Origin of the sequence: Mesorhizobium sp. M2E.F.Ca.ET.209.01.1.1 (assembly GCF_004010375.2) — a bacterium.
Classification (GTDB): Bacteria; Pseudomonadota; Alphaproteobacteria; order Rhizobiales; family Rhizobiaceae; genus Mesorhizobium.
The window spans coordinates 44,926-71,375 of the sequence record NZ_SADP02000020.1 but is presented as its reverse complement, the minus strand read 5'-3'; the positions used below and the strand labels follow the sequence as shown (position 1 = coordinate 71,375).

Genomic DNA, 26,450 nt, shown 5'->3' with positions numbered 1-26,450 from the left:
CGGCTGGGGCCGCCGAGCCTGCCGTTGCGCTCGCCCAAATTGCGGTATATCGGCATCGCTTTAAGCAGCCTGCGCCACAATTCCGGCGCTGAAACCTAATCAAGTCCGGCCTTCTTCAGGCATGTGTCGAGCGAGATGATCAAGCACAATCCGCCTTCTCCGGAACCTTTGCATCGCACCATCGCCCGGTTCGGCGACGTCACCGTGCTGGTCGTGGGCGATTTCATCCTCGACCGTTTCGTCAGCGGCGTGATCGAGCGCATCTCGCCGGAAGCCCCGATCCCCGTGCTGCATGGACGGGGCGAGACGCTGAACATGGGCGGCGCCGGCAATGTCGTTTCCAACATCGTTTCGTTGGGTGCCGCCGCCATACCCGTTTCGGTGATCGGCGCCGACCAGGCGGGCAACAGTCTGATGCGCATACTGGGCGAGATCGGCGTCGACACGGACGGGCTTGTGCAGCGGTCGGACCGCATGACCTCGTCAAAAAGCCGTTTCAGCGCGCTCAACCAGCAGGTGCTGCGGTTTGACGAGGAAGAGATCAAGCCGCTCACCTCCGCCGAGCGGGCGAAGCTCATCGATCATTTCCAGGCGACGCTTGGCCGCGCCGACATCGTCATCCTTTCCGACTACGGCAAGGGCATCCTGCTCGACGGCGTCGCCGGCGAGCTGATCGCGATCTGCCGCGACGCCGGCAAGCCGGTGCTGGTCGATCCGAAGGGACGCGATTACGCGCGCTATGCCGGCGCCACGGCAGTGACGCCGAACCGCAAGGAACTCGGCGAGGCGGTCGGGCGCAAAGTGTTCGGCGACGACGAGATCGTAGCCGCGGCGCGCGACCTGATCGCCGAACATGACTTCGAGTTCATCGTCGCCACGCGCAGCGAAAAGGGCATGAGCGTGGTTTCGGCCGAGGACGCCCGCCACATTTCCACCCAGGCGCGCGAAGTGTTCGACGTTTCCGGCGCGGGCGACACGGTCATTGCGAGCTTCGCGCTGTCGCTCGCCGCCGGCGCCGACCGCGTGCATGCCGCCGTCATCGCCAATGCGGCCGGCGGCGTCGTGGTGGGAAAACGCGGCACCGCACGATTGAATGTCGAGGAACTGTCCGGCGCGCTGTTCCGCTCGCATGGGCCGACGGCTCACACCGATGCCATTCTTGACGCCAACGCCGCGGCCAGGATGGTCGCCGCCTGGAAGGAAGAGGGGCTTACAGTCGGCTTCACCAATGGCTGTTTCGATATCCTGCATGCCGGCCATGTCAGCCTGCTGCATGCCGCGCGCAGCCAGTGCGACCGGCTGGTGCTCGGCCTCAACAGCGACGACTCGGTGCGCCGGCTGAAAGGGCCGGGGCGTCCGGTCAACAACCAGCATGACCGCGCCTGCGTGCTGGCAGCACTTGCATCGGTCGACGCCGTCGTCGTCTTCGAGGAGGATACGCCGCTCAAGCTGATCGAGGCGCTCCTGCCGGACATCCTGGTCAAGGGCGCGGACTACACGATCGAGACCGTGGTCGGCGCCGATGTGGTGCAGAAGGCGGGCGGGCGCGTGGTGCTGGTCGATCTCGTCGCCGGCAAGAGCACGACGAACACGATCGGCAAGCTGCGTGCCGCAAACTGAGGGTCTCATGTCCGATTTGAACGACTATCTGGTCCGCTCCGCGGCCGCGATCTCGGCGATGGTCGAGCGCGACCTGACCGGTGAGATGGAACGCGCGGTGACCACGGTCGTGACCGCGCTGTCACAAGGCAAGGCGCTCTTGATCTGCGGCAATGGCGGCTCGGCGAGCGATGCCATCCATATCGCCGGCGAGCTGGTTGGCCGCTTCCTGAAGGAACGCAAGGCCTACAACGTCATCGCGCTGCCGGCCAACGCCGCGGTGCTGACCGCCTGGGGCAACGACTACGGCTTCGATACCGTGTTTTCGCGCCAGGTCGAGGCGCATGGATCGGAAGGCGCCGTGCTGCTTGCCATCTCGACCAGCGGCAATTCGCCGAGCATCCTTGCCGCCGCCGAGCAGGCGCGGGCGATGGGTATGACGGTGATCAGCCTGACAGGCGAGACCGGCGGCAAACTCCGGCCGCTGACCGACATCCTGCTCAATGTGCCGTCGACCTCGACGCCGATCATCCAGCAGGGGCATCTGTGCCTCTATCACCATCTGTGCGAGGCGGTCGAAGCGCGTCTCAGCAATGGCTGAGAGCGAAGGCTTTCCGCTGGTCGAGCCGGGCCTTTGGGTCGAGCGGGTTGGTGACCGGAGCTTTCCAGCCGGCCGGCCGGCGCTGTTCCTCGATCGCGACGGCACGATCAATCTCGACACCGGCTATCCCGATGATCCGGCGCAGATGGCGCTGCGCGACGGCATCGCGCCCGTCATCGCGGCCGCGAACCAGCGCGGCATTCCGGTCGTTGTCGTCACCAACCAGTCCGGCATCGCGCGCGGCTATTTCGGCTGGGACGCGTTCGCCAGGGTCAACGAGCGGGTGGTCGATCTGCTGGGCGAAAAGAATGCCTTGGTCGACATGGTGCTTGCCTGCGGCTACCACGAGAAAGGCACGGGCGCGCTGGCGGTTGCCGACCATCCGATGCGCAAGCCCAATCCGGGCATGCTGCTGGAGGCGGGCCGGCGGCTTGGCCTCGACCTCAAGCGCTCGCTGATCGTCGGCGACAAGCCCGCCGATATGGAAGCCGGTCAGCGTGCCGGCCTCGAGCGCGGCTGGCTTGTCGAGGGCAAGGGTTCGACGATGGGCGGGCTTTCGGTGTTGCCGTTGCGCGACGCGGCGGACCTTGGTGGACTGCTCACTGCGATACGGTCGCTTTGATCGCAGCGTGATTCAAAACCGGGCGACAAACCGCTGTTTTTAGGCGGGTTCTTCTGAAGCCGGACATTAAGTCGGGAACGCCACCAGCCCTTCATCCTTGACCCGGCGGATGGTCAGCGCGGTGCGCACAGTGTCGACATTCGGGGCCGAAGCCAGTTGCTCGATGACGAAGGTCTGGAAGGTGCCGAGGTCGCTTGCCACGCAATGCAGCAGGAAGTCGGATTCGCCGGAGACCATCCAGGCGTCGCGCACGATCGGCCAGCCGCGGGTGCGCTCGGCGAAGGTTTTCAGCTCGGCATCGGCCTGGTGATGCAGGCCGATCAGGCAGAAGGCGACGACATCCATGCCGAGCGCCGGCGCGTTGAGGAGCGCGCGGTAGCCGCGGATGATGCCGGCCTCCTCCAGCCGCCTGACGCGGCGCAGGCAGGGCGGCGCCGAGATGCCGACCCGGCTCGACAATTCGACATTGGTCATGCGGCCGTCGCTCTGCAGCTCGCGCAGGATCTTCCAGTCGATGGCGTCGAGGTCGGCTTTGAGCGGCATGGCTGTCTCGGCTCTTGCGCAAGAATCTTTCGCAAATTTGTAATTAAACGACTTTTGTGTCCGCGCCAGCCCCTCTGCGAAGCGATTTTTCGGGCGTAACAAAAGTCGCGATTTTCGCGAATACCCTGTGGATCGCAGCTTTCCGGGGACGACGGCCCGTTCGTCTTGCTGCCGTGATTGGCAACCCTTACATTAACCGCGACAAACCACGGCCTTTGAGCCGCAGGGGACTTTTTTCATGAACATCAAGCACGCACCCGTTCTCATCATCGGTTCCGGCCCGGCCGGCTATACGGCGGCGGTCTATGCCGCCCGCGCCATGCTGAAGCCGATGCTGGTCGCCGGCCTGCAGCAAGGCGGCCAATTGATGATCACAACCGATGTCGAGAACTATCCGGGCTTCGCCGATCCGATCCAGGGCCCCTGGCTGATGGAGCAGATGCTGAAGCAGGCTGAGCATGTCGGCACCGACATCATCAACGACATCATCACCGAGGTCGACCTCAATGTGCGACCGTTCCGCGCCACCGGCGATTCCGGCACGGTCTACACGGCCGATGCGCTGATCATCGCCACCGGCGCGCAGGCCAAGTGGCTGGGCATCCCGTCGGAGCAGACCTTCATGGGCTTCGGCGTTTCGGCCTGTGCCACCTGCGACGGCTTCTTCTACCGCGGCAAGGACGTCGCTGTGATCGGCGGCGGCAATTCCGCGGTCGAGGAAGCGCTCTATCTGTCGAACCTCGCCAAAAGCGTCACCGTCATCCATCGGCGCAGCGATTTCCGCGCCGAGCGCATCCTGCGCGAGCGGTTGCTTGCGAAGGACAATGTCCGTGTCATCTGGGACACGGTGGTGGACGAGATCACCGGACGTCCAGGCAAGGCACCCTTGCCGCCTTCCGTCGAAGGCCTGACGCTGCGCAATGTCGTGACCGGTCAGGAATCGAAACTGCCGGTCGACGGCGTGTTCGTTGCGATCGGCCACGCGCCGGCGGTCGAGCTGTTCGTCGGCAAGCTGAAGCAGAAGCCGAACGGCTATCTGTGGACGGCGCCGGATTCGACCCGCACCGACGTGCCCGGCGTGTTCGCCGCCGGCGATGTGACCGACGATGTCTACCGCCAGGCAGTGACGGCCGCGGGGCTTGGCTGCATGGCGGCGCTCGAGGCGGAAAAGTATCTGGCGGGCATCGAGGTCCACCGCGAAGCGGCGGAGTGACAAATCGGCCGAAAAAAGCCGTTTAAAAACCTGATTTTTCATTCAGACGCCAAAGGCAACGCGAGGGGAATCATGGCGCTGGACTGGGACAAGCTACGCGTATTTCACGCAGCGGCGGAGGCTGGGTCGTTCACCCATGCCGCCGAGACGCTGCATCTGTCGCAATCGGCCATTTCGCGGCAGGTCAGCGCGCTGGAGCATGATGTCGGCGTAGCACTCTTCCACCGTCACGCGCGTGGTCTGGTGCTGACCGAGCAGGGCGAGATGCTGTTCCGCACGGCGCATGACGTCCTGATGAAGCTGGAAACCATCAAGACGCGCCTGACCGAGACCAAGGACCGCCCGTCGGGTGTGCTCCGGGTGACGACCACGGTGGGGCTGGGCGCCGGCTGGCTGACCGAGCGCGTGCAGGAATTCATCGAGCTCTATCCCGAGATCAGCCTGCAGCTGATCCTGGCCAATGAGGAGCTGGACCTCACCATGCGCCAGGCCGATTGCGCGATCCGGCTGCGCCAGCCGCAGCAGCCCGATCTTATCCAGCGGCGGCTGTTCACGGTGCATTTCCACCTCTACGCGGCGCCGTCCTATATCGCCAAGTTCGGCAGGCCGGCCTCGATCGCGGAGCTCAGGAACCATCGCATTGTCACCTTCGGCGTGCCGGTGCCTTCGCATCTGTCGGAGCTGAACTGGCTGGAGACAGTCGGCGATTTCGAGGGCGCGCAGCGGGTGCCGACGCTGCAGATCAACGACATCCTGTCGATCAAGCGGGCGGTGCAGGGCGGCGCGGGCATCGCCATGCTGCCGGACTATGTGATCAACAAGGACTCGAACCTGGTGCAGCTGCTGCCGGAGACCGAGGTGCCGTCCTTCGACACCTATTTCGCCTATCCCGACGCGATGAAGAACCAGGCGAAGCTGCACGTTTTTCGCGATTTCGTTATCGCCAAGGCGCGCAGCTGGTCTTATTAGGGTGCGCCGATATTCAGGTGAGGCCGGCCTGCAAATGGCGGCTTCCTGCGCTTCAGGTGCTCACGTACTTCAAGTACGCTCCGCTCCGGTTCTCGGAAACCACCATTTTCGACTCGGCCTGACCTGAATCTCGGCGCACCCTCAGCGCGGTTTATCCGCGCCATGGCGTCAGCCGAGGCAGCCAGCCGGGCACGGCGCGGCGGTAGGCCTCGTATTCTTCGCCATAGCGGCTGGCGAGCGTCGGCTCTTCATAGAGCTTGACGAAGGAGATCATCGCCGCCGCGGCGATGAGGCCGTAGACCAGGACCGTCCAGCTCGAAAAGATCAGTGCCTGGCCGAGGAGGATCGCCAGCACGGCCACGTACATCGGGTTGCGGACATGGCGGTAGATGCCGCCGACCACCAGCCTCTCGGTCGGCGCCACGGGAGCGGGCGTACCCAGGCCCTAGAGAGCAAAGCGGGCGAAGGCATGAAGCAGGATCGCGGCCGCCACGGCCACCAGGATCGAGCCGGCAGCCACGAAGCCCGGTACCGCCGACAGTGGCGTGTGGTAGCCGTCGGTCAGCAGCCACGGCACCAGCCCGGCAACGACCCCCGGCGCGACGACCAGAAACAGCGCGTTGCCGGCGATTGCTGAAAAACTACGCATCCGGGGACCCCTGCCGCAAAAATAAACTTGGCCTGCCGAAGTCGGCATCATTTCGCCGATTTGCGCGGTTCAGAGCAAAATTGGCTGCATTTTGCATTTCAGCAGTCACTTCTGATCCGAAAATACGGCGGAATCGCCCTATTTTTCTGGTCCTATGGCTTCCTCGAATAGGTTGGACCACAGCCTGCGTCTTTTTGCATGCGTGTGTTGCAAAATAGATGCTTGTTTCTTGGGCATGATGAGCACATATATAGTCACATCTCCGGGGCGCGTTCTCCTCCCATTAGCGCCCTTGAGTGTTCCCCTCTGGAGGTTAGCCCTAATCGGCACTTCCAATCAAACTCAGCCGGATCTTTATTGATCCGGCTTTTTTGTTGCCCGCACGCTTTCGAGCCGGCAAAAACACGACCAAATCCGCCACGTAACAGTGACATGTAACATCGGGTAACATGTCGCAGACGCAGTCTATGGTTTAAGTAGATTATAGGACGCGGTTGGTCGGTTCGAGAGATGGGGGCATCACTCGAGATGGCCGGGCTCAGGCAGCTACCGCGTCCGAACCATTTTTTGCGGCGGACCAGCCGTTGCCTCCCAGGAAAACGGTCCGCAATAAAACGGCGTCCGGATCATCCGGACGCCGTTTTCATATCTTCAACAGTCAGGCAGGCCGACCTGCTCAGGCGGCCTTGCCATTCGCGTTCATCGCCTCGTCGGCGAGCCTGCCGGTGAGCTCGGCCATATGGTCGAAAGCGGCCTTGTAGCTGGCAACGCCGGCGGTTGCCGAGCGCAGCTCGATGATCAGGTCACCGATTTCGGCCTGCGGCATGGTCGCTTCCACGACGTCCCAGCCTGGCCAGTCCGGCCGCGCGTCATAGCCGAGGATCTGGCCGCGCCGTTGCGGGATCAGCGCGATGATCTTCGAGGTCGCGTCGGAAGGCGTGACGATCTCGACCTTCATGATCGGCTCCAGCAGGACCGGCGAGCAGGCGGCCATGCCTTCCTTCATCGCCAGCTTCGCCGCCATCTGGAAGGCCATGTCGGAGGAGTCCACAGCGTGGTAGGAGCCGTCCGACAGGTTGACGGCAACGTCGACGACCGGGAAGCCGAGCGGGCCGGTCTTCAGATAGTCACGGATGCCGGTCTCGACCGACTGGATATAAGTCTTCGGCACCACGCCGCCGGTGATGGTGTCGGAGAACTGGAAGCCGGAGCCGCGCGGCAGCGGCTTGATCTCGATCACCACATCACCGAACTGGCCGTGGCCGCCGGACTGCTTCTTGTGGCGGCCGCGCTGCTGCGTACCTTTGCGGATCGTCTCCCTATAAGGCACCGCCGGTGCATGGCCCTCGATCGGAATCTGGTTCTTGCCCTCGAGGCGCTCGCGCACCACGCGCAGATGCATCTCGCCGTGGCCCGACAGGACGGTTTCGGCAGAGTCCTGGTTGTGGCGCAGGCTGAGCGATGGATCTTCCTCGGCCAGCCGCTGGATCGCGGCCGACATCTTGACCTCATCCTTGCGCTCCTTGGGGCGAAGCGCGAAGGCGAAGACAGGCTGCGGCGGATCAAACGTGACCAATGGCCGGATGCCGCCCTTGGCCGAACTCAGCGTCTGGCCGGTCTTGACGTTATCGAGCTTGCCGAGCGCGACAGTGTCGCCCGCCTTGGCGGATGTCTGCTTGATCTGGTCCTTGCCAAGCATCTTGTAGATGCCGGATACCTTCGTCGTGTCGCCGTTGGAAAGGAAAAGCTCGGCCGCGTCGGCCAACTGGCCTGAAAGCACACGCGACACCGAAAGCTTGCCGCCATGCGCGGTGTGGATGGTCTTCATCACCTGCACCACCGTCTGGCCTTCCGGCGCGCCGAGGCGCTTCCTCGTCGCCTCGACGTCCGGCGCGTCGTGGCGAATGGCTTTCAACAGGCGCAGCACGCCATTGCCCTTCTCGGCCGTGCCGATCAGCACCGGAGTCACCGCGCCGGCGCGCAGGTCAGCCGAGAGATCGTCGAAGATCGCGTCCTTCGGCGGCTCGATCTCCTCCAGCAACTGCTCCATCAGATGATCGTCGTGATCGGCGAGCGTCTCCAGCATGGAGAAACGCGCTTCCAGCTCACGCGCCTTGTCGTCGTTCGGGATCTCGGCGACCTGGCTTTCGGCGTACTCGCGATAGATGTAGGCGCGTTCCAGCGCCAGATCGATCGAGCCGATGACGATGCCGTCCTTGCGCACCGGAATCTGGCGTAAGAGCAGCGGTACCGAACTCGCCGGCTGCAGCATCTTCAGCGTCTCGCGCACGCCCGCGATCGCCTTGTCGACCTTGTTCAGGAACAAGATGCGGGGAATGGCGAGATCGTCGAGCTTGCGCATGATCAGCTGCAGCGCCGGAATCTTTTTCTCGTCGGCCTCGGCAACGACGACCGCAAGGTCGCAAGCGGCAAGCACGGGCTCGGCCTCGAAGGCGAATTCGATGGAGCCGGGGCAATCGACGAAGGTGATCTGCTCGCCCATGAAATCGGTGGTGGCGAAGGTCGCCTCGACGCTCATGGCGTGGGCGCGGGCTTCGGGCGAATGATCGGAGACGGTGTTGCCCGATGAAACGGGTGACTGGCGGGGAATGGCGCCCGTGCGGGCGAGGATTGCTTCGAGAAGTGTCGTCTTACCGCTTGCAAAGGGACCGACTATGGCGATGCATTTCGGTCCCGTGCGTCGTCCTCCGGCGCGAGTACCCATGGCTGACCTCCACTCAGGCGTTTCCCAAGAGAGCGATCAGCAAAAGTGGAAACCGGTTTTTGCGTCCGATCGCACCCTGTGCAGAGCGGCGGCCGGCCTGTTCGGCCGTCGCGAGCGGGGTTTATCCACCCCTTCCCAAGGCCATCGTCACACGGGTTCGCCGGGAGGGCAAGAAAAATAGGATGTTCGCCGGCTTGGGTTTGTCAGGCCACGATTTCCTGTTCGTCAGCCGCTAGAAGCCAAGCTGGCACCTACCAATTGGGCCGTCAGCGCCACCATCGATGCTGGCGGTGGTTGAGAAGCCAGAACCGGAGATGTCAATAAAGGCTCAGCCGGCCTCGGTTCGGCGCACCGGTCTGGCTGCGCCTTGCTTCACTACCCTCTCGGCAAAGCGTGACAGCAGCGGATTGAACAGGTCCGGCTTTTCCCAGAATGGCGCATGGCCGGCGCCGGATATGACATGGCACCGTTCCCACAGCGAGGCGTAGGCCAGTGTCTCGAAGTAGCTCAGGCGCACGAGCGGGTCATGCTCTCCATTGATCACCGCGACCGGGAACGGAGCATTCTCAACCACCTGCTTCTGGTCGGCGCCCTTGCCGGCAAACATGCCGAACGCCACGCCCGAGCGCAGCCTGCCGTCGGTGCGCCTTATGGCCTCGCGGAAAGACGGACTTGCGCTGTCGCCGAAGCAAAACGCCTCAAAGCGCTCGATGTCGCGTTCGGAGTAAACCTTCTTGGAGGTGAGCAGCATGTCCCAGTTGGCATGAAAGCCACGCAACATGCCGAGCGGTCCCCTCGACACCGGCGGCGCCCCGGTCAACACAAGACCGCTCACCGCGTGATGGAAGCTGGCAAGTTCAATCGCGACATGGCCGCCAAGCGACCAGCCAAAGATGATGGCGTGGCCGATGTTCAGGGCATCGAGAAGGCGGGCTGTGGTCTGGGCGAGGCCGGTGATCGTATAGGTTGCGGCCGGGTCGCGAGCATCGGAGGAGTCGCCATGGCCGGGAAGGTCGAAAGCGATCAGCCGGTGGGCATCGGCGAGCGGACTGTCGAACTGACGCGCAAAAACCGCGCGCGAACTCCCCGAGCCGTGGACCATGACGATGGGCATGCCGGAACCAGAGGACTGGCTGAGGCGCAAATCGGCCTGCGGCGTGCGGATCGTGCGGTCAGTGACGCTCATGCTGTATTAAATCCTCGGATTTGGCTGGTGGCCAACATCGCATCCGGGGCTCTATATCTTCTTTAAGCATGTGGTTAAGAGAGGGTTCCTGGAAATGAACGGCCGGTGTGGCTACCGGCTGGATGACAAGCACCTGCGGAAACCCCCTATGATGGAACCATTGCTCGATCTTCTCGTCTCGATATGCAGCATCGCGACCATTGGCCAATATGTCTGGTCGATGCGGGCGCATTTTCAATTGCAGGGCATGTCTCCAGGCGCCATGGCGATTTCGGCAGTGGTGATTGCCACGGCGCTTTTCTTTCTCGCCATCCTGTGGATCCAATCGCAGCCGGTTCCGGCAAAACTCGCCGGGCTCGCCGTCGAACTGGCAAGCTCTGTCCTCTTCTGGTGGGCGATCGTCACGTCGCGGAGGGCGCGGCTGCATTTCGCCTTCGCGCCCGATAATCCGCACAGCCTGCTGACCGATGGTCCCTACCGCTATATCCGCCACCCTTTCTACTCGTCATACATCATCTTCTGGATTGGATGGGGGATCGCGACCTGGTCGATCTGGGCGGTGGTACCGGTCGCCGGGATCACCGTCCTCTATGTGGTTGCGGCGCTGGGCGAAGAAAAGAAATTTTCGCGTACGCTGTTGGCGGGCGATTACCAGGCCTATCGCGGTCGAGCCGGCCTGTTCTGGCCGCGGCTGGGGTGGTAGCCGAGACAAGGCAGGGTTGCCCAACGGAAGGATTGCCAGATGAAGATCATTGCGTGCGGCAGTGTGCCGACGATCATCGCGCCGGGGACTTATTTCACCGGACGGGTGCTGCAGACGCCGATCATCGAGAAAGAAGCGCCGGCGCGGCTGAGGGCGACGCTGGTCAGTTTCGAGCCCGGCGCGCGCACTTACTGGCACACGCATCCGCTCGGGCAGACACTCTATGTCACGGCCGGCGCCGGACTTGCCCAGACCTGGGGCGAGCCGACCCAGACGATCAGGGCAGGAGACGTCATCTCCTTCGCGCCGGGCGAGAAACACTGGCACGGCGCCGGAGCGAAAACCGCCATGACCCATATCGCCATGCAGGAGGCGATGGACGGCGTCCACGCCGATTGGCTCGAGCAGGTTTCCGACGAGCAATATGGCGGTTAGGACGAACCCGACAAAAAACCCGGCGTGACGCCGGGTTCTTCGCGTTCGGTGCTTCCTGCGCCGTTCAAGTCAACGACGCGGTGAAGCGCTGGATGCGCGTGCAGGCTTCCTCGAGCAAGGTTTCCGACGTGGCATAGGAGATGCGGAAATTCGGACCGAGGCCGAAGGCCGAGCCGAACACCACCGCCACACCTTCGGCGTCGAGCAGTTCCGAGCAGAAGGCTTCGTCGGTGTCGATCACCTTGCCGGCCTTGGTCTTCTTGCCGATCAGCTCGGCACAGGACGGGTAGACGTAGAAGGCGCCTTCGGGCGAGGGGCAGGAGATGCCGCGCGCCTGGTTGAGCATCGAGACGACGAGGTCGCGCCTCCCTTGAAAGATCGCCTTGTTCTTGGCGATGAAGTCCTGCGGGCCGTTGAGCGCCTCGACGGATGCCCATTGCGCGATGGTGCAGGCGCCCGAGGTCTGCTGGCCCTGGATCATGTCCATCGCCTTGATCAGCGGCACCGGGCCGGCGGCATAGCCGATGCGCCAGCCGGTCATGGCATAGGCTTTCGACACGCCGTTCATCGTCAGTGTGCGCTCGTAGAGGTTAGGCTCGACCTCGGCCATGGTCTTGAAGACGAAGTCGCCATAGGTCAGATGCTCATACATGTCGTCGGTCAGCGTCCAGACATGCGGATGCTTGAGCAGAACATCGGCCAGCGCCCTGAGCTCGGCCTCCGTGTAGGCGGCGCCCGACGGGTTGGACGGCGAGTTCATCAGCAGCCATTTGGTCTTCGGCGTGATCGCCTTTTCGAGCACATCCGCCGTCAATTTGAAGCCGTTGTCGATCGAGGTGTCGGCGAAGACCGACGTGCCGCCGCAGATCGCCACCATTTCGGGGTAGCTCACCCAGTAGGGGCGCGGGATGATGACCTCGTCGCCGGGGTTCAGCGTCGCCATGAAGGCGTTGAACAGGATCTGCTTGCCGCCGGTGCCGACGATGGTCTGCTCGGGCCGGTAGTCGAGATTGTTTTCGCGCTTGAACTTCTTTGCGATCGCCTCGCGCAGAGGCACGATGCCCGACACCGGCGGATACTTGGTCTCGCCGCGGCGGATCGCCTCGATCGCCGCGTTCTTGATGTTGTCGGGCGTATCGAAGTCCGGCTCGCCGGCGCCGAGGCCTATCACGTCACGACCGGCATTTTTCAGCTCGCGCGCTTTCTGCGTCACCGCGATGGTCGCGGAAGGCTTAACGCGGGAAAGGGCGTCGGCGAGAAAGGCCATGACAAGAAGTCTCCTAGGAAAGGCGGCCAGGAGCGGCCGCGGCGCCTCTCATGTCGCATCATGGCGCGGAGCGCAAGCATTGTGCGATGAGCCAGAGGTCAAGGAGGCGTGACCAAAGTCCGCCTGCGTGAGCGGCAACGCTAAATTCATCAACGGCCGGTAAACCCTTGGCTGGCAGGATCGCAGATCGGATTGCGCCAATTCGCGGAGCGAGAAACCTTGTCGCGCAGCATCGGGCTTGCCCACATCATCCGTCATGATGACGGCACCTCGACCGGTGTCTGGGGCATCTATACGCTGCAAAGCGCGTTCCAGCCGATCTTCGCCTTCAAGGAAGGCAAGCTTTCGGTCGCCGCCTTCGAGGGGCTGATCCGGCCGTTCCGCGACGGCGAGCCGCAGTCGCCGGCGGCGTTCTTCGGCACCTGCCCGGCGGCCGACCGGCTGCACATCGAGGCGCTGACGCGCACGCTGCATCTTCTGAACGCCGGTGCCTGCCTGCCGCAGGAGGCGTCCATCTTTATCAATTTCGACCCGTCCGTCTTCACCGATCGCGGCATTGCCGACAAGGCATTGCGCGATATGCGGCTGGTGCTGCACGAAGCCGGTATCGATCCGCGCCGCATCGTTTGCGAGGTTACCGAGCAGAAGTCGGCCTCGCAGGAAGCGCTCTATGATTTTGTCGAGGCGCTGAGGGCCAATGGCTTCCGCATCGCGGTGGACGACTATGGCGCCGATGAATCCGACATCCACCGGATCAAGGAACTCAAGCCCGACATCGTCAAGTTCGATGCGCAGTGGATCACGCATCTGATGGAGTCCGGCGCCGGCTTCGCATTGCTGACGGCCATGGTGAACGGCTTCGAAACCCAGGGCATCCACACCGTCTTCGAAGGTCTCGAGGAAGGCTGGCAACTGGAGCTTGCCGAGAAAGCCGGCGCTTCCATGGTGCAAGGCTATGTGCTTGCCCGGCCCGAACTTGCTCCCACCAGCTTTCGCGTCTTCGGCAAGGGCGTGCAGCCTCCGGCCGAAGAGAGCACGGTATCGGCTGCCGCAAGCCCTCCGGCGACGCGGTCGCGGCCGGCAAGGGTATTCGGGCGCAAGGTCGCGCCATGAACGAAAGGCATGAGAGGCGGCGCAACGTCGCCAAGGCGATCTTCGCCGACGAGATCGGCCTTCAGTTCGGCATCTATGGCGAATTCCGGCTGTGGAGCGCCTACCAGCCGATTTTCGCCTTGCAGGACAGGGTGCTCAGAGCGGTCGCCGTCGAGGGGCTGATCGAGCCGCGCCGCATCGCCGAGCCGGTGGCTCCATCGATCTTCTTCGGGGGCGTTCCCGCATCCGACCGGCTGTTTGTCGAAACGATGTGCCGGATGCTGCATCTCGGCAATTACCGCAACATCGGCCTCGAGGGGCTCACGCTGTTCTTCAACTACAATCCGATGATCAACGATCATCTCGGGCGGGCGCTGGCCGAAATCCGGCTCATGACCAGGCATCTCGGCGATTTCGAGCTGGAGCCGGGCCTGCTGGTCTGCGAGATCACCGAACAAGCGGCCGACGATCAGGTTCTTGCCAGCCTGGTGCGCGAAATGCGGCGCGACGGCATCCGCATCGCCATCGACGATTTCGGCACCGGACATTCCACCGAGGCGCGCATCAATCTGCTCGCGCCCGACATCGTCAAGATCGACGGCGCCTGGTTCGGCGCGCTCTGCCGCCACGCCGCCGCCGAGCGCTTCTTCCGGCCATTGGTGGGCATGCTGCAGGAGCGCGGCGCCAAAGTGCTGGTCGAGGGCATAGAGAATGCCCAGCACTTGCGCGTCGCGCTCGAGGGCGGCGCCGACCTGCTGCAGGGTTTCCATCTCGCCCGCCCGGCGCTCGCAGGCACGATCTTCAAGGAAGAGCCGCTTTCCGTCGACGCCCTGCTCGACGCCGGCGACAAGGTTGTGCCGCTGCACCAGCAACGCTGATGCTGGATCCGAAAGACACATCAGCATCGCTGATGGTTTTTCGCAAAAACAAATCACTGGATGGGGCTTGGCCGCGCGGGTTAGAGCGTTCCCAGGAAACTCGAGAGGGCAAGAGGCATGATCCTTTACGACATGGCCGACAGCGGCAATTGCTACAAACCGCGGCTGTTGATGGCCAAGCTCGGCATCCCCTTCACCCGGGTCGAGGTGAGCTCGCATACCGGCGAGACGCGCAAGCCCGACTACGTCGCCAAGAATCCGAACGCGATGGTGCCGATGCTGGAGCTCGACGACGGCAGGCGCATCGCCGAGAGCAACGCCATCCTGCTTTATCTTGCCGAGGGCACGCGCTTCCTGCCTGCCGACAAATACGAACGCGCGCTGGCTTACCAATGGCTGTTCTTCGAACAATACAGCCACGAGCCCTATATCGCGGTGCGCAAGGCGCTTTTGACTTTTCCTGAGCGGGCGAAGGACGCCACGCCGGAACGGCTGGCGCAAACGCTGGAACGCGGCAACAAGGCGCTGGGCGTGATGAACCAGCATCTGGAGCAGAACGCATTCTTCGCGGGCAATTCCTACAGCGTCGCCGACATCGCGCTGTATGCCTACACACACACCGCCGAGAAGGGCGGCTTCCAGCTCGACGCCTATCCGGCGGTCGCCGCGTGGCTGAAGCGGGTCGAGGCGGACAAGGGGCATGTGCCGATAGAGTGGGCGCCTGACTGACGCTGGCGGTCGGCGAAGGCCTAGGCGACTGCGTCCTGCGCCAGCCTTTCCTGGTTGGGCAAAATGACAGTCCTGAAGCGTTGGCGCTGCCCCTCATCGCCCTGCCGGGCACTTCTCCCCGTGAACGGGGAGAAGGAAGCCAATCGCCAAAATCCAGGCAACAAAAAAGGCGGGCAATGCCCGCCTTCCTGTGCCGGTAGCCTGATTGGGAGCGTCCGGTCCGGGCTGGCAGCTATCTGCTGTTCCAGCTTGTCGGTCTTTCCGCTCCGGCGCGCTTATCGCGCGACCGTCAGTACATCCGTGACTTGCCGCGCGCCCCGAACCTTCGTCCGGCGCGCGCCTTTACTCAATCGCACCTTCGCAGCACTAAGCGCTACGCTTTGCCGCAAAAATGCTTAAGCCAAATCAGGCTGCCTTGCTCAGAGACCCAGCAGCGGACTTGCCGGTGCGGCGGTCCTGCTCGATCTCGAAGTTGATCTTCTGGCCTTCAGCCAGGCTCGTCATGCCAGCGCGCTCGACGGCGGAGATGTGGACGAAAACGTCCGCGCCGCCGTTGTCAGGCTGGATGAAGCCGTAGCCCTTGGTGGCGTTGAACCACTTGACCGTACCAGTTGCCATATAGAAAGTCCTTCACATTTGCTTTTGTTTGACCGGACCAACGTCCGGCCGGCGGTATCGAAACTTTGGAGATAGACGTCAGCAAACGCGAAGATCGCGGCCCGATCGATCGGCCAAATTCAATGCCTCGGATATAGGATAGTTTTTGCAAGAAAACAAGACGTTCGCTTGCGCGCTGCCGGCGTGCAGTCTCGGGCGTTTGGAAGCGGCGCACGGAAGTTTTGACACCGGTCCCACGTTGTGGAGAGATGAGATGCTTGCCGTTCCAGGGAGAGCAACCATGAAGACTATTCTGCTTGCCGCCTGCTTCCTGCTTCTGGCCGCCGAGGCGCAGGCGGCGTCGCGCTACGATCCGACGCGCATGAGCTGCGACCGGGTACAGGCGACGATCGCAAGGCAGGGCGCCGTCATTCTGCGCTACCAGTCGACGCGGGTGCCGGGTCTGCCGCTCTATGATCGCTATGTGCGCGACGAGCGCTTCTGCAACGCGGGCGAGGTGAGGGCGCGCGCCTATGTGCCGAGCGCCGACACAAGGTCCTGCGCCGTCTATGTCTGCAAGCGGCTGGACTTCGACCATTTCCGGCGGCGATTTTTCCCCCATCGCCACTGATAATCCGGCGAGATCTCAGAACCCGAACGAAGCCTGCGCGGCCGGCGGCGGGCCGACGCGAACGCCTTCCATGGCCAGCATCTTTTCCTTGGTGGCCGAGCCGCCTGGCGCGGAAAAGCCGCCGATCTTTCCGCCGGCCGCCAGGATGCGGTGGCAGGGGATGACCAGTGGCACCGGGTTGGCGCCAAGGGCAGCACCCGTCTCGCGGGCGAGCCCGGCATGGCCGGCGCGCTTGGCCAGCTCGCCATAGGTGGTGGTCTCGCCGAAGCCGAGCTTGCGCGCGGCATCGTAGATGGCGAGGCGAAAATCGTCGACGCCGTCGAGATCGACCGGCACGTCGGAGAAATCGACGTCCTCGCCGGCCGCATAGGCCTTGATCGAGGCGATCAGTTCGACCACCCATTGCGGCTGGTCGGTCGAGGTCGAAACACCGGCGTGGCGAAACAGCCGGCGCTCGACCGCCTCGCGGCTGCGTTCGGGCAGGCAGAGCCGGATCAGGCCCTTCTCGTTCCAGGCGATGCCCATGAAGCCGATCACTGTTTCTAACACTGCGTGGCCGGCCGTGATCTCAGATGTGGGTTTCATGGCGTTTTCCTTCCGCAAAACCGCGAAAAACGAGTACATATCCAGAACAATATGGCATTTTTGCCCTGTTCCCGCCACCCGAAAACCGCCTGGTGGCCCCGATTGCGGGGTGTGAATCGCTGGTGTAAGGACTCCTTAACAACAGACAAACCGGACCCTCACGGCTTGCCAGCTAAAATCATATTCACCGCGATCGGCGTGCTCGTTGCCGCTGCTGGTCTGAGCGGTTGCACCTCGACCTCGCAGATGAAGGCCGCGCCCGCGCTTGCGGAAGCCTCGACGCCTGTCGTGGCCGACGACACGCCGACGGTCGCGCTGCCCGAAACGGTGGCCGTGTTGCCCGAGCCTTCCGGCCTCGCGCAGGTGCAGACCGCCGCGCTTACCGGCGATGCCGTTGCCATGGCGACCACGCCCGGCGCGCCGGCGACGCAAAGCGCGCTTGCGACGCAAGGCGCGCTTTTGCCGCCGCCTGTCCAGCCCGGGGCGGCGCTGGCTCAGCCCGCGGCTTTCGCCGGGGCGACGCCGATGGCCGGCCAGTTTCCGCCGCCGCCGGTGCTGACGGCCGGCGGCTCGCCGACCGGCCCAGGATCGATCAAACAGGCAGGATCCATCAAGCAAGCGGCGGTCTATACGACCGCGGGCGTCGCCATGCCGGTCACCGGCCAGTCGGCGAAAATCGCCCCGATGCCGGGCGTCCAGCAGGTTGCTTACGTGGCGCCGGACAACCCCGCTCTGCTGGCGGCACCCGGCCAGCCCGAGCAGCATGCCAGCGGCCCGCGCGGCGAGATCGAGCAGCTGATCGAGAAATATTCGGCGCTCTACGAAGTGCCGGTCGAGCTGGTGCGCCATGTCGTCAACCGCGAGAGCACCTTCAACCCGAAAGCCTATAATCACGGCCATTGGGGACTGATGCAGATCAAGCACGCGACGGCACGCGGCATGGGCTATGACGGCCCGGCGACCGGCCTGTTCGACGCCGAGACCAATCTCAAATATGCCGTGAAATATCTGCGTGGCGCCTGGCTGGTCTCGGGCGGCAACGCCAAGCGGGCCGATACGCTCTACCAGACCGGCTATTACTACGATGCCAAGCGCAAGGGCCTGCTCGAGGCGACGGGACTTGGCGCCGACCGCAAGCGGCATCGCCTGCCACCCGACGCCTGAGCGGACGGTCCGCGCGACGTTTCGAGACAGCGCCATGCCTGAAAACACGACGCCTCGTCCGCCGGCTCCTAACGACATCCGCCTGCGCAAGCTGCTCGACGATACGCTCGCCGCGCCGCATTGGCCGGAAGGCTTCGTCATGCGCGCTTTCGAACATCGTGATGCGCAGGCTTTGCACGCGCTGCTGGAAGAGGTGTTCGACGACGGCGCCGACGGGCCGTTCGACGACTGGTGGCCGCGCATTGCCGGCGACGCCGAGTTCGATCCCGCTCTCTGTTTCCTCGTCATCGACGGCAAGGGCCTGCTTGCGGGCGCGGCGCTGTGCTGGACATCCGGTTTCGTCAAGGATCTCGCCGTCCATCCGGAATCCAGAAGGCAGGGCATCGGCGAGGCGCTGATGCGGCACGTGTTCCAGACTTTTCGCGAGCGGGGCGCGGCCCATGTCGATCTCAAGACCAACACGGTGAAGAACACCGCGGCCTTCAGGCTCTACGAGCGGCTCGGCATGATCCCGGTCGGCTGGGAAGGCTGACGGGCAAAGCGCGGCGGCGGGCTGGATCGGGCTCCCGGCGCTGTGTTGCAACCACTTGCGCGCACGCATTGTGAACTCCTTCACATAGGCTGACGTTAGGGCATGCTAATGCGTCGTCGTGCCGGGCGGCCGATCGGCGGATCGACGCGGGCAAGGCGTCGGAGGCGGCTGTGCCGGCATGCGTCAGCCACTCCCAGACGGGCTCCGGGGCGGGGGTTTCGGAGCCCGTCCGCTTTCGTGAAAGCGGGTGAAGGAAGCAGGCCGCCGACGCGGTCGAGCCGACCGAGGCGGCTTCACCGACCTGTCGGCCTGAACCGGCACGCATGAGCGCATGGAACCCTAAGCGTCATCGTGCATTCATCGCAGGGGCCTTGATGAGCCGCGACGCCTGGATGGCGCCGCCGGCCGCTGAGGGAGGCCCGCAACCCCGTGAAGCCTGTTTGCGCGTTCCTTGTGCTGGCCGTCGTCATCCTGCTGGGCGCTGTCCAGGCGCGAGCCGTGGAACTGTCGATCGTGTCGGGCGACACCGGCAATGGCATCAAGGTGCTGCGCGAGATCCTCGACCTCTATGAGAAAAAGAGCGGCAACAAGGTCGGCATCGTCGTCATCCCGCCCTCGACCACCGACCAGTTCGGCCAATACAGGCTGTGGCTTGCCGCCGGCAGCAGCGACATCGATGTCTACCAGACCGACGTCATCTGGGCGCCGCAACTGGCCAGCCAACTGGTCGACCTGACTGAGGCGACCAGGGATGTGGTGGGCGAGCATTTCCCGTCGATCATCCGGTCGCAGACCGTCGATGGCAGGCTGGTCGCGCTGCCGATCTTCACCGACGCGCCGGCGCTCTATTACCGCAAGGATCTGCTCGACAAATACGGCTTCAAGGTACCGTCCACCTGGCAGGAATTGCAGGACACCGCGAAGCGCGTCATGGACAGGGAACGGGCGGCCGGCAACAAGGACATCTGGGGATATGTCTTCCAGGGCAATGCCTATGAGGGGCTGACCTGCAACGCGCTCGAATGGGTCATGTCGAATGGCGGCGGCGGGATCATCGAGCCGGACGGCGAAATCTCCATCGGCAATCCAAAGGCGGCCGCGGCGCTCGACAGGGTCAAGGGCTGGATCGGCACGATCGCACCGCCGGGCGCGCTCGCCTATCAGGAGGAGGAGTCGCGCGGCGTCTGGCAAACCGGCAACGCCGTCTTCATGCGCAACTGGCCCTATGCCTATGCGCTCGGCAACAGCGAGAATTCGCCGATCAAGGGCAAGTTCGACGTGGCGCCGCTGCCGGCCGGCGATGGCGGGCATCCGGTCGCGACGCTCGGCGGCTGGAACCTTGCGGTCTCCAAATATTCGAAGCACCCCGACGCGGCGATCGATCTGGTCAAGTTTATCGCCTCGCCCGAAATGCAGAAATACCGGACGCTGAAGACGGCCAACCTGCCGACCATCGCGGCGCTCTATGACGACCCCGACATCGCCAGGCAACAGCCGATCGTGCCGCGCTGGAAAGAGATATTCCTCAACGCGCAGCCGCGCCCCTCGGCAACCGCCAGGATCAAATACAATGAGGCCTCGAGCCAGTTCTGGACCGCGGTCCACAACACGATCTCCGGGAACGGCACCGCCGCCGACAATCTCGCCGATCTCGAGGCGCGGCTGACCAGGCTGAAAGGCAAGGGCTGGTGAGCGCGGCCAGCGTAAGGCCATCGCCGCTGGCGCGCCGGCGCGTGCGCACGGCCTGGCTGTTCCTGGCGCCGATGCTCTTCGTGCTCGCCGTCGTCGCCGGCTGGCCGTTCCTGCGCACGGTCTATTACAGCTTCACCGATGCTTCGCTGGCCGATCTCGACGCACGGCAATGGGTCGGCTTCGACAATTATTTCTCGGTGCTGCGCCTGCCGAGCGGGCGGCTGCTCTATGACGGGCTGCTCGTCGATCCGGTCTGGTGGCGGGCGGTGTGGAACACGGTGCGCTTCGCCGTTATCTCGGTGGCCTGCGAGACGGTGCTCGGCATGATTGTCGCGCTGGCGCTCAACGCCGAATTCAAGGGACGCGGCATCGTGCGAGCCGCGATCCTCATCCCCTGGGCGATCCCGACCATCGTCTCAGCCAAGATGTGGCAGTGGATGCTCAACGACCAGTTCGGCATCATCAATGTCGTGCTGCTCAATCTCGGCCTGGTCGACAGCAAGATCGCCTGGACCGCCAGCGCCGACACCGCGATGATCGCCGTGCTGATTGTCGATATCTGGAAGACGACGCCGTTCATGGCGCTGTTGATCCTCGCGGCGCTGCAAATGTTGCCGCGCGAGATCCTCGAAGTGGCGAAGCTCGACGGCGCGAATCCCTGGCAGATCTTCTGGCGGGTGACCCTGCCGCTGATCCGCCCGGCGGTGATGGTGGCGGTGATTTTTCGCGCGCTCGACGCGCTGCGCATCTTCGACCTGATCTATGTGCTGACGCCCAACAACGTCCAGACCAAGTCGATGTCGATCTTCACGCGCGAGAACCTGTTCGAGTTCGACAAGTTCGCCTATGGCTCGGCCGCCTCGACGCTGCTTTTCCTGATCATCGGCCTGCTCACCATCGCCTATATCCGGCTTGGACGGCTGAGTTTCGAGGGAGGGCGCTGAGGTGAAGATGCTGAGGCGCGCCGCCTTCTATCTGCTGCTTCTCGCGATCGTCTTCGTCGCGGTGTTTCCGTTCTATTACGCCATCGTCACAAGCCTGAAATCGGGCACCGAATTGTTCCAGGCGGGCCTTTGGCCGCGATCGTTCAGCCTTGCCAATTACCGCAATGTGCTGACCGAAGGGCCCTTCCTGCGCAATCTCGTCAACTCGCTCGTCGTTTCCGGCGCGGTCGTCGCGATCTCGCTGCTGCTCGGGGTCACCGCGGCCTATGCGCTGGCACGCATCCGTTTCCGCGGGCGCGCGGCGCTGATGCTCGCCATCCTGTCGGTGTCGATGTTTCCGCAGGTGGCGGCACTGGCCGGGCTGTTCGAGATCGTCCGGGCGCTGCATCTCTACAATTCGCTCTTGGCGCTCATCCTGTCCTATATGATCTTCACGCTGCCGTTCACGGTCTGGGTGCTCACCACTTTCGTGCGCGACCTGCCGGTCGAGGTCGAGGAGGCGGCGATCCTCGACGGCGCCGGGCCGTGGACCATCCTGACGCGCATCTTCCTGCCGCTGATGTGGCCGGCGCTCGCCACCACGGGCCTGCTCGCCTTCATCAGCGCCTGGAACGAGTTCCTCTTCGCGCTCACCTTCACCTCCACCAACACACAGCGCACCGTGCCGGTGGCGATCGCGCTTCTGTCCGGCAACTCGCAGTTCGAGATCCCCTGGGGCAACATCATGGCCGCCTCGGTGATCGTCACCGTGCCGCTGGTGGCGCTGGTGCTGATCTTCCAGCGCCGCATCGTCTCCGGCCTCACCGCCGGCGGGGTGAAGGGGTGAGGCTATTTGCCTGACGCAATTCCGGACGGAAAACCGCTGCACACTTTTCCTGGAATTGCTCTCAGATGTCGGGCGCGTTGCCGACCTTCTTCTTCATCTCGAGCGCCCAGGCGCGCCCTTCATCGCCGCCCCACAACAGCCAGGCGATATAGCCGGCCGTTGGATTGTCCTCGTTGCCGTAGTTCCTGCCCTTCTTGTCGACCTCGTGGCGAGCGAAATAGCTGACCATGCGCCGGATGGTGGAGGGCGACAGGTTCCGGCGGTTCTTGAGCTCGGTGGCGCGGGCGACACCAATCTCGGTGCCGCCGCGGCCGAACTGCTGGCGCAGCCTGAGGCCCTTGGCGGCGTTGTCGGCGACGACCTGTGGGCAGCGCAGGTCGATCTCGTCGCTGTCGGTCATTTTTTCTCCCCCGGTATTCCGAACGGTTTTAGCCACGCAAAAGAATGCCGCAAAGCGGGGCAGGTTCCGGTGATGAAAAAATGTCGGAACGCGTCCGGGCGGCGCGTCCTTGGGTCGTAGAGCAACCCGCGCCGGGACGCCGGCACGAAGGAGACGATCATGATCACCTTTCCCAATGAATCCGCTAAATATCGCACTGCCCGCGAAAAGCTGCTGCGCAAGGAAATCGAGCTGCGCCGCGCCATGGAGGCGGTGGCCGAAGCGCGACGCGCCCTGCCGCCGGGCGGGCTGGTGTCGCAGCACTATGTCTTTGACGCGCTGGATGCTGGGGGCCGGGCGACGAAAGTCAAGTTCCCGGACCTCTTCGCGCCCGGCAAGGATACGCTGATCCTCTACCAGATGATGTTCCCACGCCATCCGCAGGAAACGCGCGATGTGGCGGCGAGCGGCGAGACGGCAAAACTTGCCCGGCAGGACCAGCCATGCCCGTCCTGCACCGCGCTGCTCGACCAGTTCGACGGCGCGATCGGTCATCTCGAAGCGGCAGGCTTCAACTTCGCGGTGGTGGCGAAAACCGGGCTCGACAATCTGACCGCGCTCGCCCGCGACCGCGGCTGGAAAAACATGCGGCTCGTCTCGTCAGCCGGCAACAATTTCAAGCGCGACTACAATGCGGAAGACGCTGAGGGCGCGCAGCTTCCGCTGCTCTCGGTGTTCCACCGCGATGCCGACGGCATCCGCCATTTCTGGTCGTCGGAGCTTGGCTTCGCGCCGTCCGAGCCTGGGCAAGACCCCCGCGCGATCGGCACCTGCGAGATCCTGTGGAACCTGATGGATTTCACGCCCGAGGGCCGGCCGGACTGGGACGAGCAACTGCAATATGCCGGGCAGCCCGCCAGCGCACACTGCCACTGATGGCGATGCGGGCGGTCGGCCGCCCGCGTTCCCTTTCAAGCAAGCTTTAGGCAACCCCGTGGCCGGTGCCGCGTTGGGGAGGGCGGAGGGGCTATTCGGATCGGAGATCGAGATGAAAACGCTGCTGCCCCTGGTCGCCGTCGCGCTTCTTGCCGGCGCGCCCGCCGCGTTCGCCCAATCGAACGACACCAATACGGATGCCGTGGGACCGATGGTGACCGACAACAAGGTCGACACCCAGACCTTCGTCACAACGGTGCCGAATGCCAACATGTTCGAGATCGAGTCGAGCAGGCTGGCGCAGGAGAAGTCGGCGTCGGCCGACGTCAAGGCTTTCGCCGCCGATATGATCAAGGATCACACCAAGGCCGGCGACGACTTCAAGGAGGCGCTCAGCCAGGGCCAGACCACCGCGTCGACCAAGCCCGCCGGCCCGGCGCTGCAGCCGAAGGAGCAGCAGATGCTCGACGAATTGAAGGCTGCCAGCGGCAAGGATTTCGACGCCAAATACATCAAGATGCAGAGCGACGCGCACAGGGATGCCGTGGCGCTGTTTTCCACCTACGCCAATTCCGGCGACGACCCGGCGATGAAGGAATTCGCCAAGAAGACGCTGCCGGTGCTCAAGATGCATGAGAAGCATGTGAAGGACCTGGCGGTCGCGCATCAGTGAAGGTTTTGGGGGAAGCTAATCGGCCTGCGCCGGCGCGAGGCCCCCCTCTCTGTCCTGCCGGACATCTCCCCCTCAAGGGGGGAGATTGGCAGCTTCGGCGCCTCGCCTTTCCTGCAACGTTGGAGATTGGCGAAAGCCGGCGTGACGGCTGATCTCCCCCCTTGAGGGGAGATGTCCGGCAGGACAGAGAGGGGGGCGAAGGAACGCTACGTTGCGCGTTTTCCACCAGCCCTGGCAAAATGCCGAACAGCCCTGCACAAGGGGGGAAGGGAAGCCCCTGGCGTTCCCTCGCCGCCGCGATAAGCTCCCTTTGCCAATCAGGGAGGACCCCCATGGACAAGGAAGTCATCGAAGTGCCGGTGATGTCGGCAAAGGTGCGCGCGCTCGGCCTGCCGTGCTCGACGGCGGTGCGGGCCAACGGCTTCGTGTTCATTTCGGCGACGCCGCCGGTGGACATGGTGACCGGCGAGATGGTGCGCGGCGACATCGAGACCCAGACCGAGGCGTCGCTGAAGGCGCTGAAACACTGCCTGGAAGCGGCCGGCACCTCGCTGGACAAGGTGGTGATGGTGCGCATCTATGCCGTCAATTCCGGCTTCTACAACGCCATCAACCGGGTCTATGCGAGGTATTTCGCCACCAACCCGCCGGCGCGGAGTTTCGTGCCCGTGGCGTCTTGGCCGATGGAGTTTGATATCGAGATTGAGTGTGTGGCGGTGGCGTGATGACCAGCGCTTAGTGCTTGAACTGATGCCGGTCGGTTGCCAGCGAAACACCGCTCAGAGCTAGCGACCGCTACGGCGTGTTTTTAGAAGGCGGCAATATTTCAACTGCCAAAGGGCTCTGCAGTTCGATCCGCTGTGTCTGAATGCCCTTCTTCTCTGCCTTAGCGAAGAACAAAGCGACCAAAACACAAACGAGAATTGCAAATCCTCCGTAGTAGAATATTTGCAATCTGCGTGTGGAGTTTACCTTAAAGCCAAACAGTTCAACCCCTCGGCTTACCTCGGATACTGTTGATCCGAGCTTTATCGATGGCACATCGTCACCATAGAGTCTTTCAATTTCAGCCGCGTGGTTCACAGCCCCCTTCAAGAGCACATGGTACCAATATCGATCCATGAAGTAGAACCCGGCCCAAGCACAGATGGCTGCGGCCACAAGTACCGTTCCCGCAGGAAAGACAATCCCCCATATCTCGCTCGTTAAGCCGAGCTGATATGTGAAGCTCATCGAAGCGATAAGTGCGCCGACTACCGTAATGGCAAAGTTTCTAACTCTCATTTCAAGATCGTTGAAATGCTGTTGAACGTCCACGGTTTTCTTCCATGCGTCTACCGCTAAGTTCAGCTCGTCTTTGCGAGATAAAACCGTATTCTGCTCAGCGTCGGAAAACGAGACGAAGTCGCAGTGAGCAAAAATTTCAGAGAAGCTTTCATTTAAGATAGCTGTTGGCTTGAAATCGGCGCCTTGTTGGACGATTGCGCGTTCCCGTTCGACATCGTGTTGAGTCCAGTGAGATACGCTCCTCAAAAGGTCATATTCAGGCAGGCGCTGACTTTCCCCATACTTTGCATGAATATCAAATATCCGGGCGTCTCTTGCCATTGCCACATCTTTGTAGATGCTATCACCCACGTATGCGCATCTATCTGGCTGCGATCCGACTGACCTGATTATATCAAGTAGGACGCGAGGATTCGGCTTAAGCTCTCCAATTGGCGTATGCCTAGCCTCCGTTACTTGTAAATCATAAAAATCGTCAGGCAAGCTTCTGAGCTTCTCTATGGAAACTCCAACTGGAATATCATGATCTTGGGGACTAAAAAGTACGTCGATGACGCCGTCAAGGCCAACTCGTTTTAGCCTGTATGCCGAGTAGAAGGCCATAGACTCTGTATAAGCTACTATCTTTGTTCCGGAGTTTTTAATAGCCCACAGACTCCTAAAAACACCTGGGTATAGCTTGAGATTTTTATCTCTGGCCTGTTGAGATGCTCGTATAGATTCTTCAAATTTCTTTCTTATATCACCGCTCTGCCTTTGTTCTTGCAGTGCGTCGATTTCCTCAATTAAAAATGTGTATTCAGATGTTCGTCGCCGTTGATGTACGTCTCTGATTGACTTCTGAACATCCTCGACGCTCTTGCCGCTTGTCCTGATTATTTCTTCGTATATGGGATTAAACGACGAATACCAGATCGCGAACCAGTCATAGATAGTGTTGTCGAGGTCAATAATAAGTGTATCGACGATCTTCCTCTTCAAAGCAGATCTCCC

Annotated in this window: 27 protein-coding genes and 1 pseudogene; 19 read left to right on the top strand and 9 right to left on the bottom strand. The window is 62.9% G+C overall.

The features are described from left to right. Nucleotides 1-135: 135 nt before the first annotated feature. Genes rfaE1 through EN852_RS28140 form a run of 3 tightly spaced genes read left to right on the top strand, consistent with a single transcriptional unit; the run spans nt 136 to nt 2,822 of the window. Entirely contained in the window at nt 136-1,620 is a 1,485-nt protein-coding gene (gene rfaE1, locus EN852_RS28150) for a D-glycero-beta-D-manno-heptose-7-phosphate kinase (protein WP_127878976.1), read from the top strand. Between the two features lie 7 nt (nt 1,621-1,627). Next, nucleotides 1,628-2,200 (top strand): SIS domain-containing protein, encoded by a 573-nt coding sequence (locus EN852_RS28145; protein WP_127878978.1) that lies wholly within the window; start codon nt 1,628-1,630, stop codon nt 2,198-2,200. Further along, nucleotides 2,193-2,822 carry an HAD family hydrolase gene (locus EN852_RS28140; RefSeq protein ID WP_127864569.1) on the top strand — a complete coding sequence of 210 codons (630 nt, stop codon included), beginning with the start codon at nt 2,193-2,195 and terminating at the stop codon, nt 2,820-2,822. Before EN852_RS28145 ends, EN852_RS28140 begins: the two co-directional genes overlap by 8 nt. Before the next feature lie 66 nt (nt 2,823-2,888). Here EN852_RS28140 and EN852_RS28135 read toward each other — a convergent pair whose 3' ends face one another. Continuing rightward, complete coding sequence (locus EN852_RS28135; RefSeq protein WP_127225967.1) at nt 2,889-3,365, bottom strand: Lrp/AsnC family transcriptional regulator; 477 nt, start codon at nt 3,363-3,365, stop codon at nt 2,889-2,891. Between the two features lie 238 nt (nt 3,366-3,603). On the opposite strand from EN852_RS28135, the gene trxB reads away from it, so the two are divergent. Then, nucleotides 3,604-4,578 (top strand): thioredoxin-disulfide reductase, encoded by a 975-nt coding sequence (gene trxB / locus EN852_RS28130; protein WP_095817347.1) that lies wholly within the window; start codon nt 3,604-3,606, stop codon nt 4,576-4,578. A 72-nt stretch (nt 4,579-4,650) separates the two neighbouring features. After that, complete coding sequence (locus EN852_RS28125) at nt 4,651-5,547, top strand: LysR family transcriptional regulator (RefSeq protein ID WP_042646207.1); 897 nt, start codon at nt 4,651-4,653, stop codon at nt 5,545-5,547. Between the two features lie 151 nt (nt 5,548-5,698). On the opposite strand, the pseudogene EN852_RS28120 reads toward EN852_RS28125, so the two are convergent. The 3 genes and pseudogenes from EN852_RS28120 to EN852_RS28110 form a co-directional block, all read right to left on the bottom strand. Continuing rightward, nucleotides 5,699-6,196 (bottom strand): annotated as a pseudogene (locus EN852_RS28120) (isoprenylcysteine carboxylmethyltransferase family protein). 676 nt (nt 6,197-6,872) lie between these two features. Continuing rightward, on the bottom strand, nt 6,873-8,921 hold the full coding sequence (locus EN852_RS28115) for an elongation factor G (RefSeq protein WP_127878980.1): 2,049 nt from the start codon (nt 8,919-8,921) through the stop codon (nt 6,873-6,875). A 328-nt stretch (nt 8,922-9,249) separates the two neighbouring features. After that, entirely contained in the window at nt 9,250-10,107 is an 858-nt protein-coding gene (locus EN852_RS28110; RefSeq protein WP_127878982.1) for an alpha/beta hydrolase, read from the bottom strand. Nucleotides 10,108-10,255: 148 nt separating this feature from the next. On the opposite strand from EN852_RS28110, the gene EN852_RS28105 reads away from it, so the two are divergent. Next, nucleotides 10,256-10,810, top strand: a complete 555-nt coding sequence (locus tag EN852_RS28105) for an isoprenylcysteine carboxylmethyltransferase family protein (RefSeq protein ID WP_245519494.1) — start codon at nt 10,256-10,258, stop codon at nt 10,808-10,810. Nucleotides 10,811-10,849: 39 nt separating this feature from the next. Further along, entirely contained in the window at nt 10,850-11,245 is a 396-nt protein-coding gene (locus tag EN852_RS28100) for a cupin domain-containing protein (protein ID WP_127864573.1), read from the top strand. A gap of 64 nt (nt 11,246-11,309) precedes the next feature. Here the strand turns inward: EN852_RS28100 and EN852_RS28095 are convergent, their stop codons facing one another. After that, complete coding sequence (locus tag EN852_RS28095) at nt 11,310-12,512, bottom strand: pyridoxal phosphate-dependent aminotransferase (protein WP_127878984.1); 1,203 nt, start codon at nt 12,510-12,512, stop codon at nt 11,310-11,312. 219 nt (nt 12,513-12,731) lie between these two features. On the opposite strand from EN852_RS28095, the gene EN852_RS28090 reads away from it, so the two are divergent. The 3 genes from EN852_RS28090 to EN852_RS28080 all read left to right on the top strand — a co-directional run bounded on the left by EN852_RS28090 (nt 12,732) and on the right by EN852_RS28080 (nt 15,211). Further along, entirely contained in the window at nt 12,732-13,625 is an 894-nt protein-coding gene (locus EN852_RS28090; protein WP_127878986.1) for an EAL domain-containing protein, read from the top strand. Further along, the gene (locus EN852_RS28085; protein ID WP_127878988.1) at nt 13,622-14,482 is read left to right on the top strand and encodes an EAL domain-containing protein; all 861 of its coding nucleotides are present in this window, start codon (nt 13,622-13,624) and stop codon (nt 14,480-14,482) included. The genes EN852_RS28090 and EN852_RS28085 overlap by 4 nt, the downstream gene beginning before the upstream one ends. A gap of 117 nt (nt 14,483-14,599) precedes the next feature. After that, nucleotides 14,600-15,211 carry a glutathione S-transferase family protein gene (locus tag EN852_RS28080; RefSeq protein ID WP_127878990.1) on the top strand — a complete coding sequence of 204 codons (612 nt, stop codon included), beginning with the start codon at nt 14,600-14,602 and terminating at the stop codon, nt 15,209-15,211. 405 nt (nt 15,212-15,616) lie between these two features. On the opposite strand, the gene EN852_RS28075 is transcribed toward EN852_RS28080, so the two are convergent. Continuing rightward, nucleotides 15,617-15,829 carry a cold-shock protein gene (locus EN852_RS28075; protein ID WP_027168154.1) on the bottom strand — a complete coding sequence of 71 codons (213 nt, stop codon included), beginning with the start codon at nt 15,827-15,829 and terminating at the stop codon, nt 15,617-15,619. Between the two features lie 280 nt (nt 15,830-16,109). Here EN852_RS28075 and EN852_RS28070 point away from each other — a divergent pair, with 280 nt between their 5' ends. Next, nucleotides 16,110-16,439 (top strand): hypothetical protein, encoded by a 330-nt coding sequence (locus tag EN852_RS28070; RefSeq protein WP_127878992.1) that lies wholly within the window; start codon nt 16,110-16,112, stop codon nt 16,437-16,439. A 15-nt stretch (nt 16,440-16,454) separates the two neighbouring features. Here EN852_RS28070 and EN852_RS28065 read toward each other — a convergent pair whose 3' ends face one another. Further along, a complete protein-coding gene (locus EN852_RS28065) occupies nt 16,455-17,024 on the bottom strand; it encodes a methylated-DNA--[protein]-cysteine S-methyltransferase (protein WP_127878994.1) in 570 nt (189 codons plus the stop codon). Nucleotides 17,025-17,189: 165 nt separating this feature from the next. On the opposite strand from EN852_RS28065, the gene EN852_RS28060 reads away from it, so the two are divergent. From EN852_RS28060 to EN852_RS28040, 5 genes are all read left to right on the top strand, one after another. Further along, nucleotides 17,190-18,188, top strand: a complete 999-nt coding sequence (locus EN852_RS28060) for a transglycosylase SLT domain-containing protein (protein ID WP_127878996.1) — start codon at nt 17,190-17,192, stop codon at nt 18,186-18,188. Nucleotides 18,189-18,222: 34 nt separating this feature from the next. Beyond that, a complete protein-coding gene (locus EN852_RS28055; RefSeq protein ID WP_127878998.1) occupies nt 18,223-18,720 on the top strand; it encodes an N-acetyltransferase in 498 nt (165 codons plus the stop codon). Nucleotides 18,721-19,149: 429 nt separating this feature from the next. Beyond that, a complete protein-coding gene (locus EN852_RS28050; RefSeq protein WP_127879000.1) occupies nt 19,150-20,412 on the top strand; it encodes an ABC transporter substrate-binding protein in 1,263 nt (420 codons plus the stop codon). Nucleotides 20,413-20,483: 71 nt separating this feature from the next. Further along, a complete protein-coding gene (locus tag EN852_RS28045; protein ID WP_127879075.1) occupies nt 20,484-21,356 on the top strand; it encodes a sugar ABC transporter permease in 873 nt (290 codons plus the stop codon). Between the two features lie 7 nt (nt 21,357-21,363). Beyond that, nucleotides 21,364-22,182, top strand: coding sequence for a carbohydrate ABC transporter permease (locus tag EN852_RS28040; protein WP_189401077.1), 819 nt, complete (start codon nt 21,364-21,366; stop codon nt 22,180-22,182). 61 nt (nt 22,183-22,243) lie between these two features. On the opposite strand, the gene EN852_RS28035 is transcribed toward EN852_RS28040, so the two are convergent. After that, complete coding sequence (locus EN852_RS28035) at nt 22,244-22,582, bottom strand: hypothetical protein (RefSeq protein ID WP_127864583.1); 339 nt, start codon at nt 22,580-22,582, stop codon at nt 22,244-22,246. 159 nt (nt 22,583-22,741) lie between these two features. On the opposite strand from EN852_RS28035, the gene EN852_RS28030 reads away from it, so the two are divergent. The 3 genes from EN852_RS28030 to EN852_RS28015 all read left to right on the top strand — a co-directional run bounded on the left by EN852_RS28030 (nt 22,742) and on the right by EN852_RS28015 (nt 24,895). Beyond that, entirely contained in the window at nt 22,742-23,497 is a 756-nt protein-coding gene (locus EN852_RS28030; protein WP_127864584.1) for a DUF899 family protein, read from the top strand. Between the two features lie 112 nt (nt 23,498-23,609). Next, nucleotides 23,610-24,170 (top strand): DUF4142 domain-containing protein, encoded by a 561-nt coding sequence (locus EN852_RS28025; protein ID WP_127864585.1) that lies wholly within the window; start codon nt 23,610-23,612, stop codon nt 24,168-24,170. A gap of 332 nt (nt 24,171-24,502) precedes the next feature. Further along, on the top strand, nt 24,503-24,895 hold the full coding sequence (locus EN852_RS28015; RefSeq protein ID WP_127864586.1) for a RidA family protein: 393 nt from the start codon (nt 24,503-24,505) through the stop codon (nt 24,893-24,895). A gap of 70 nt (nt 24,896-24,965) precedes the next feature. Here the strand turns inward: EN852_RS28015 and EN852_RS28010 are convergent, their stop codons facing one another. Further along, nucleotides 24,966-26,438, bottom strand: coding sequence for an HAD family hydrolase (locus EN852_RS28010; RefSeq protein WP_127879002.1), 1,473 nt, complete (start codon nt 26,436-26,438; stop codon nt 24,966-24,968). Nucleotides 26,439-26,450 lie beyond the last annotated feature (12 nt).

What these genes read in the sequence shown, in the direction of transcription:
- EN852_RS28040 (WP_189401077.1), top strand. Translation starts at nt 21,364, where the DNA reads ATGCTGAGGCGCGCCGCCTTCTATCTGCTGCTTCTCGCGATCGTCTTC.
- EN852_RS28035 (WP_127864583.1), bottom strand. Translation starts at nt 22,582, where the DNA reads ATGACCGACAGCGACGAGATCGACCTGCGCTGCCCACAGGTCGTCGCC.
- trxB (WP_095817347.1), top strand. Translation starts at nt 3,604, where the DNA reads ATGAACATCAAGCACGCACCCGTTCTCATCATCGGTTCCGGCCCGGCC.
- EN852_RS28105 (WP_245519494.1), top strand. Translation starts at nt 10,256, where the DNA reads ATGATGGAACCATTGCTCGATCTTCTCGTCTCGATATGCAGCATCGCG.
- EN852_RS28140 (WP_127864569.1), top strand. Translation starts at nt 2,193, where the DNA reads ATGGCTGAGAGCGAAGGCTTTCCGCTGGTCGAGCCGGGCCTTTGGGTC.
- EN852_RS28070 (WP_127878992.1), top strand. Translation starts at nt 16,110, where the DNA reads ATGAAGACTATTCTGCTTGCCGCCTGCTTCCTGCTTCTGGCCGCCGAG.
- EN852_RS28145 (WP_127878978.1), top strand. Translation starts at nt 1,628, where the DNA reads ATGTCCGATTTGAACGACTATCTGGTCCGCTCCGCGGCCGCGATCTCG.
- rfaE1 (WP_127878976.1), top strand. Translation starts at nt 136, where the DNA reads ATGATCAAGCACAATCCGCCTTCTCCGGAACCTTTGCATCGCACCATC.
- EN852_RS28030 (WP_127864584.1), top strand. Translation starts at nt 22,742, where the DNA reads ATGATCACCTTTCCCAATGAATCCGCTAAATATCGCACTGCCCGCGAA.
- EN852_RS28100 (WP_127864573.1), top strand. Translation starts at nt 10,850, where the DNA reads ATGAAGATCATTGCGTGCGGCAGTGTGCCGACGATCATCGCGCCGGGG.
- EN852_RS28075 (WP_027168154.1), bottom strand. Translation starts at nt 15,829, where the DNA reads ATGGCAACTGGTACGGTCAAGTGGTTCAACGCCACCAAGGGCTACGGC.
- EN852_RS28080 (WP_127878990.1), top strand. Translation starts at nt 14,600, where the DNA reads ATGATCCTTTACGACATGGCCGACAGCGGCAATTGCTACAAACCGCGG.
- EN852_RS28095 (WP_127878984.1), bottom strand. Translation starts at nt 12,512, where the DNA reads ATGGCCTTTCTCGCCGACGCCCTTTCCCGCGTTAAGCCTTCCGCGACC.
- EN852_RS28115 (WP_127878980.1), bottom strand. Translation starts at nt 8,921, where the DNA reads ATGGGTACTCGCGCCGGAGGACGACGCACGGGACCGAAATGCATCGCC.
- EN852_RS28045 (WP_127879075.1), top strand. Translation starts at nt 20,484, where the DNA reads ATGCTCTTCGTGCTCGCCGTCGTCGCCGGCTGGCCGTTCCTGCGCACG.
- EN852_RS28015 (WP_127864586.1), top strand. Translation starts at nt 24,503, where the DNA reads ATGGACAAGGAAGTCATCGAAGTGCCGGTGATGTCGGCAAAGGTGCGC.
- EN852_RS28065 (WP_127878994.1), bottom strand. Translation starts at nt 17,024, where the DNA reads ATGAAACCCACATCTGAGATCACGGCCGGCCACGCAGTGTTAGAAACA.
- EN852_RS28085 (WP_127878988.1), top strand. Translation starts at nt 13,622, where the DNA reads ATGAACGAAAGGCATGAGAGGCGGCGCAACGTCGCCAAGGCGATCTTC.
- EN852_RS28135 (WP_127225967.1), bottom strand. Translation starts at nt 3,365, where the DNA reads ATGCCGCTCAAAGCCGACCTCGACGCCATCGACTGGAAGATCCTGCGC.
- EN852_RS28125 (WP_042646207.1), top strand. Translation starts at nt 4,651, where the DNA reads ATGGCGCTGGACTGGGACAAGCTACGCGTATTTCACGCAGCGGCGGAG.
- EN852_RS28025 (WP_127864585.1), top strand. Translation starts at nt 23,610, where the DNA reads ATGAAAACGCTGCTGCCCCTGGTCGCCGTCGCGCTTCTTGCCGGCGCG.
- EN852_RS28110 (WP_127878982.1), bottom strand. Translation starts at nt 10,107, where the DNA reads ATGAGCGTCACTGACCGCACGATCCGCACGCCGCAGGCCGATTTGCGC.
- EN852_RS28055 (WP_127878998.1), top strand. Translation starts at nt 18,223, where the DNA reads ATGCCTGAAAACACGACGCCTCGTCCGCCGGCTCCTAACGACATCCGC.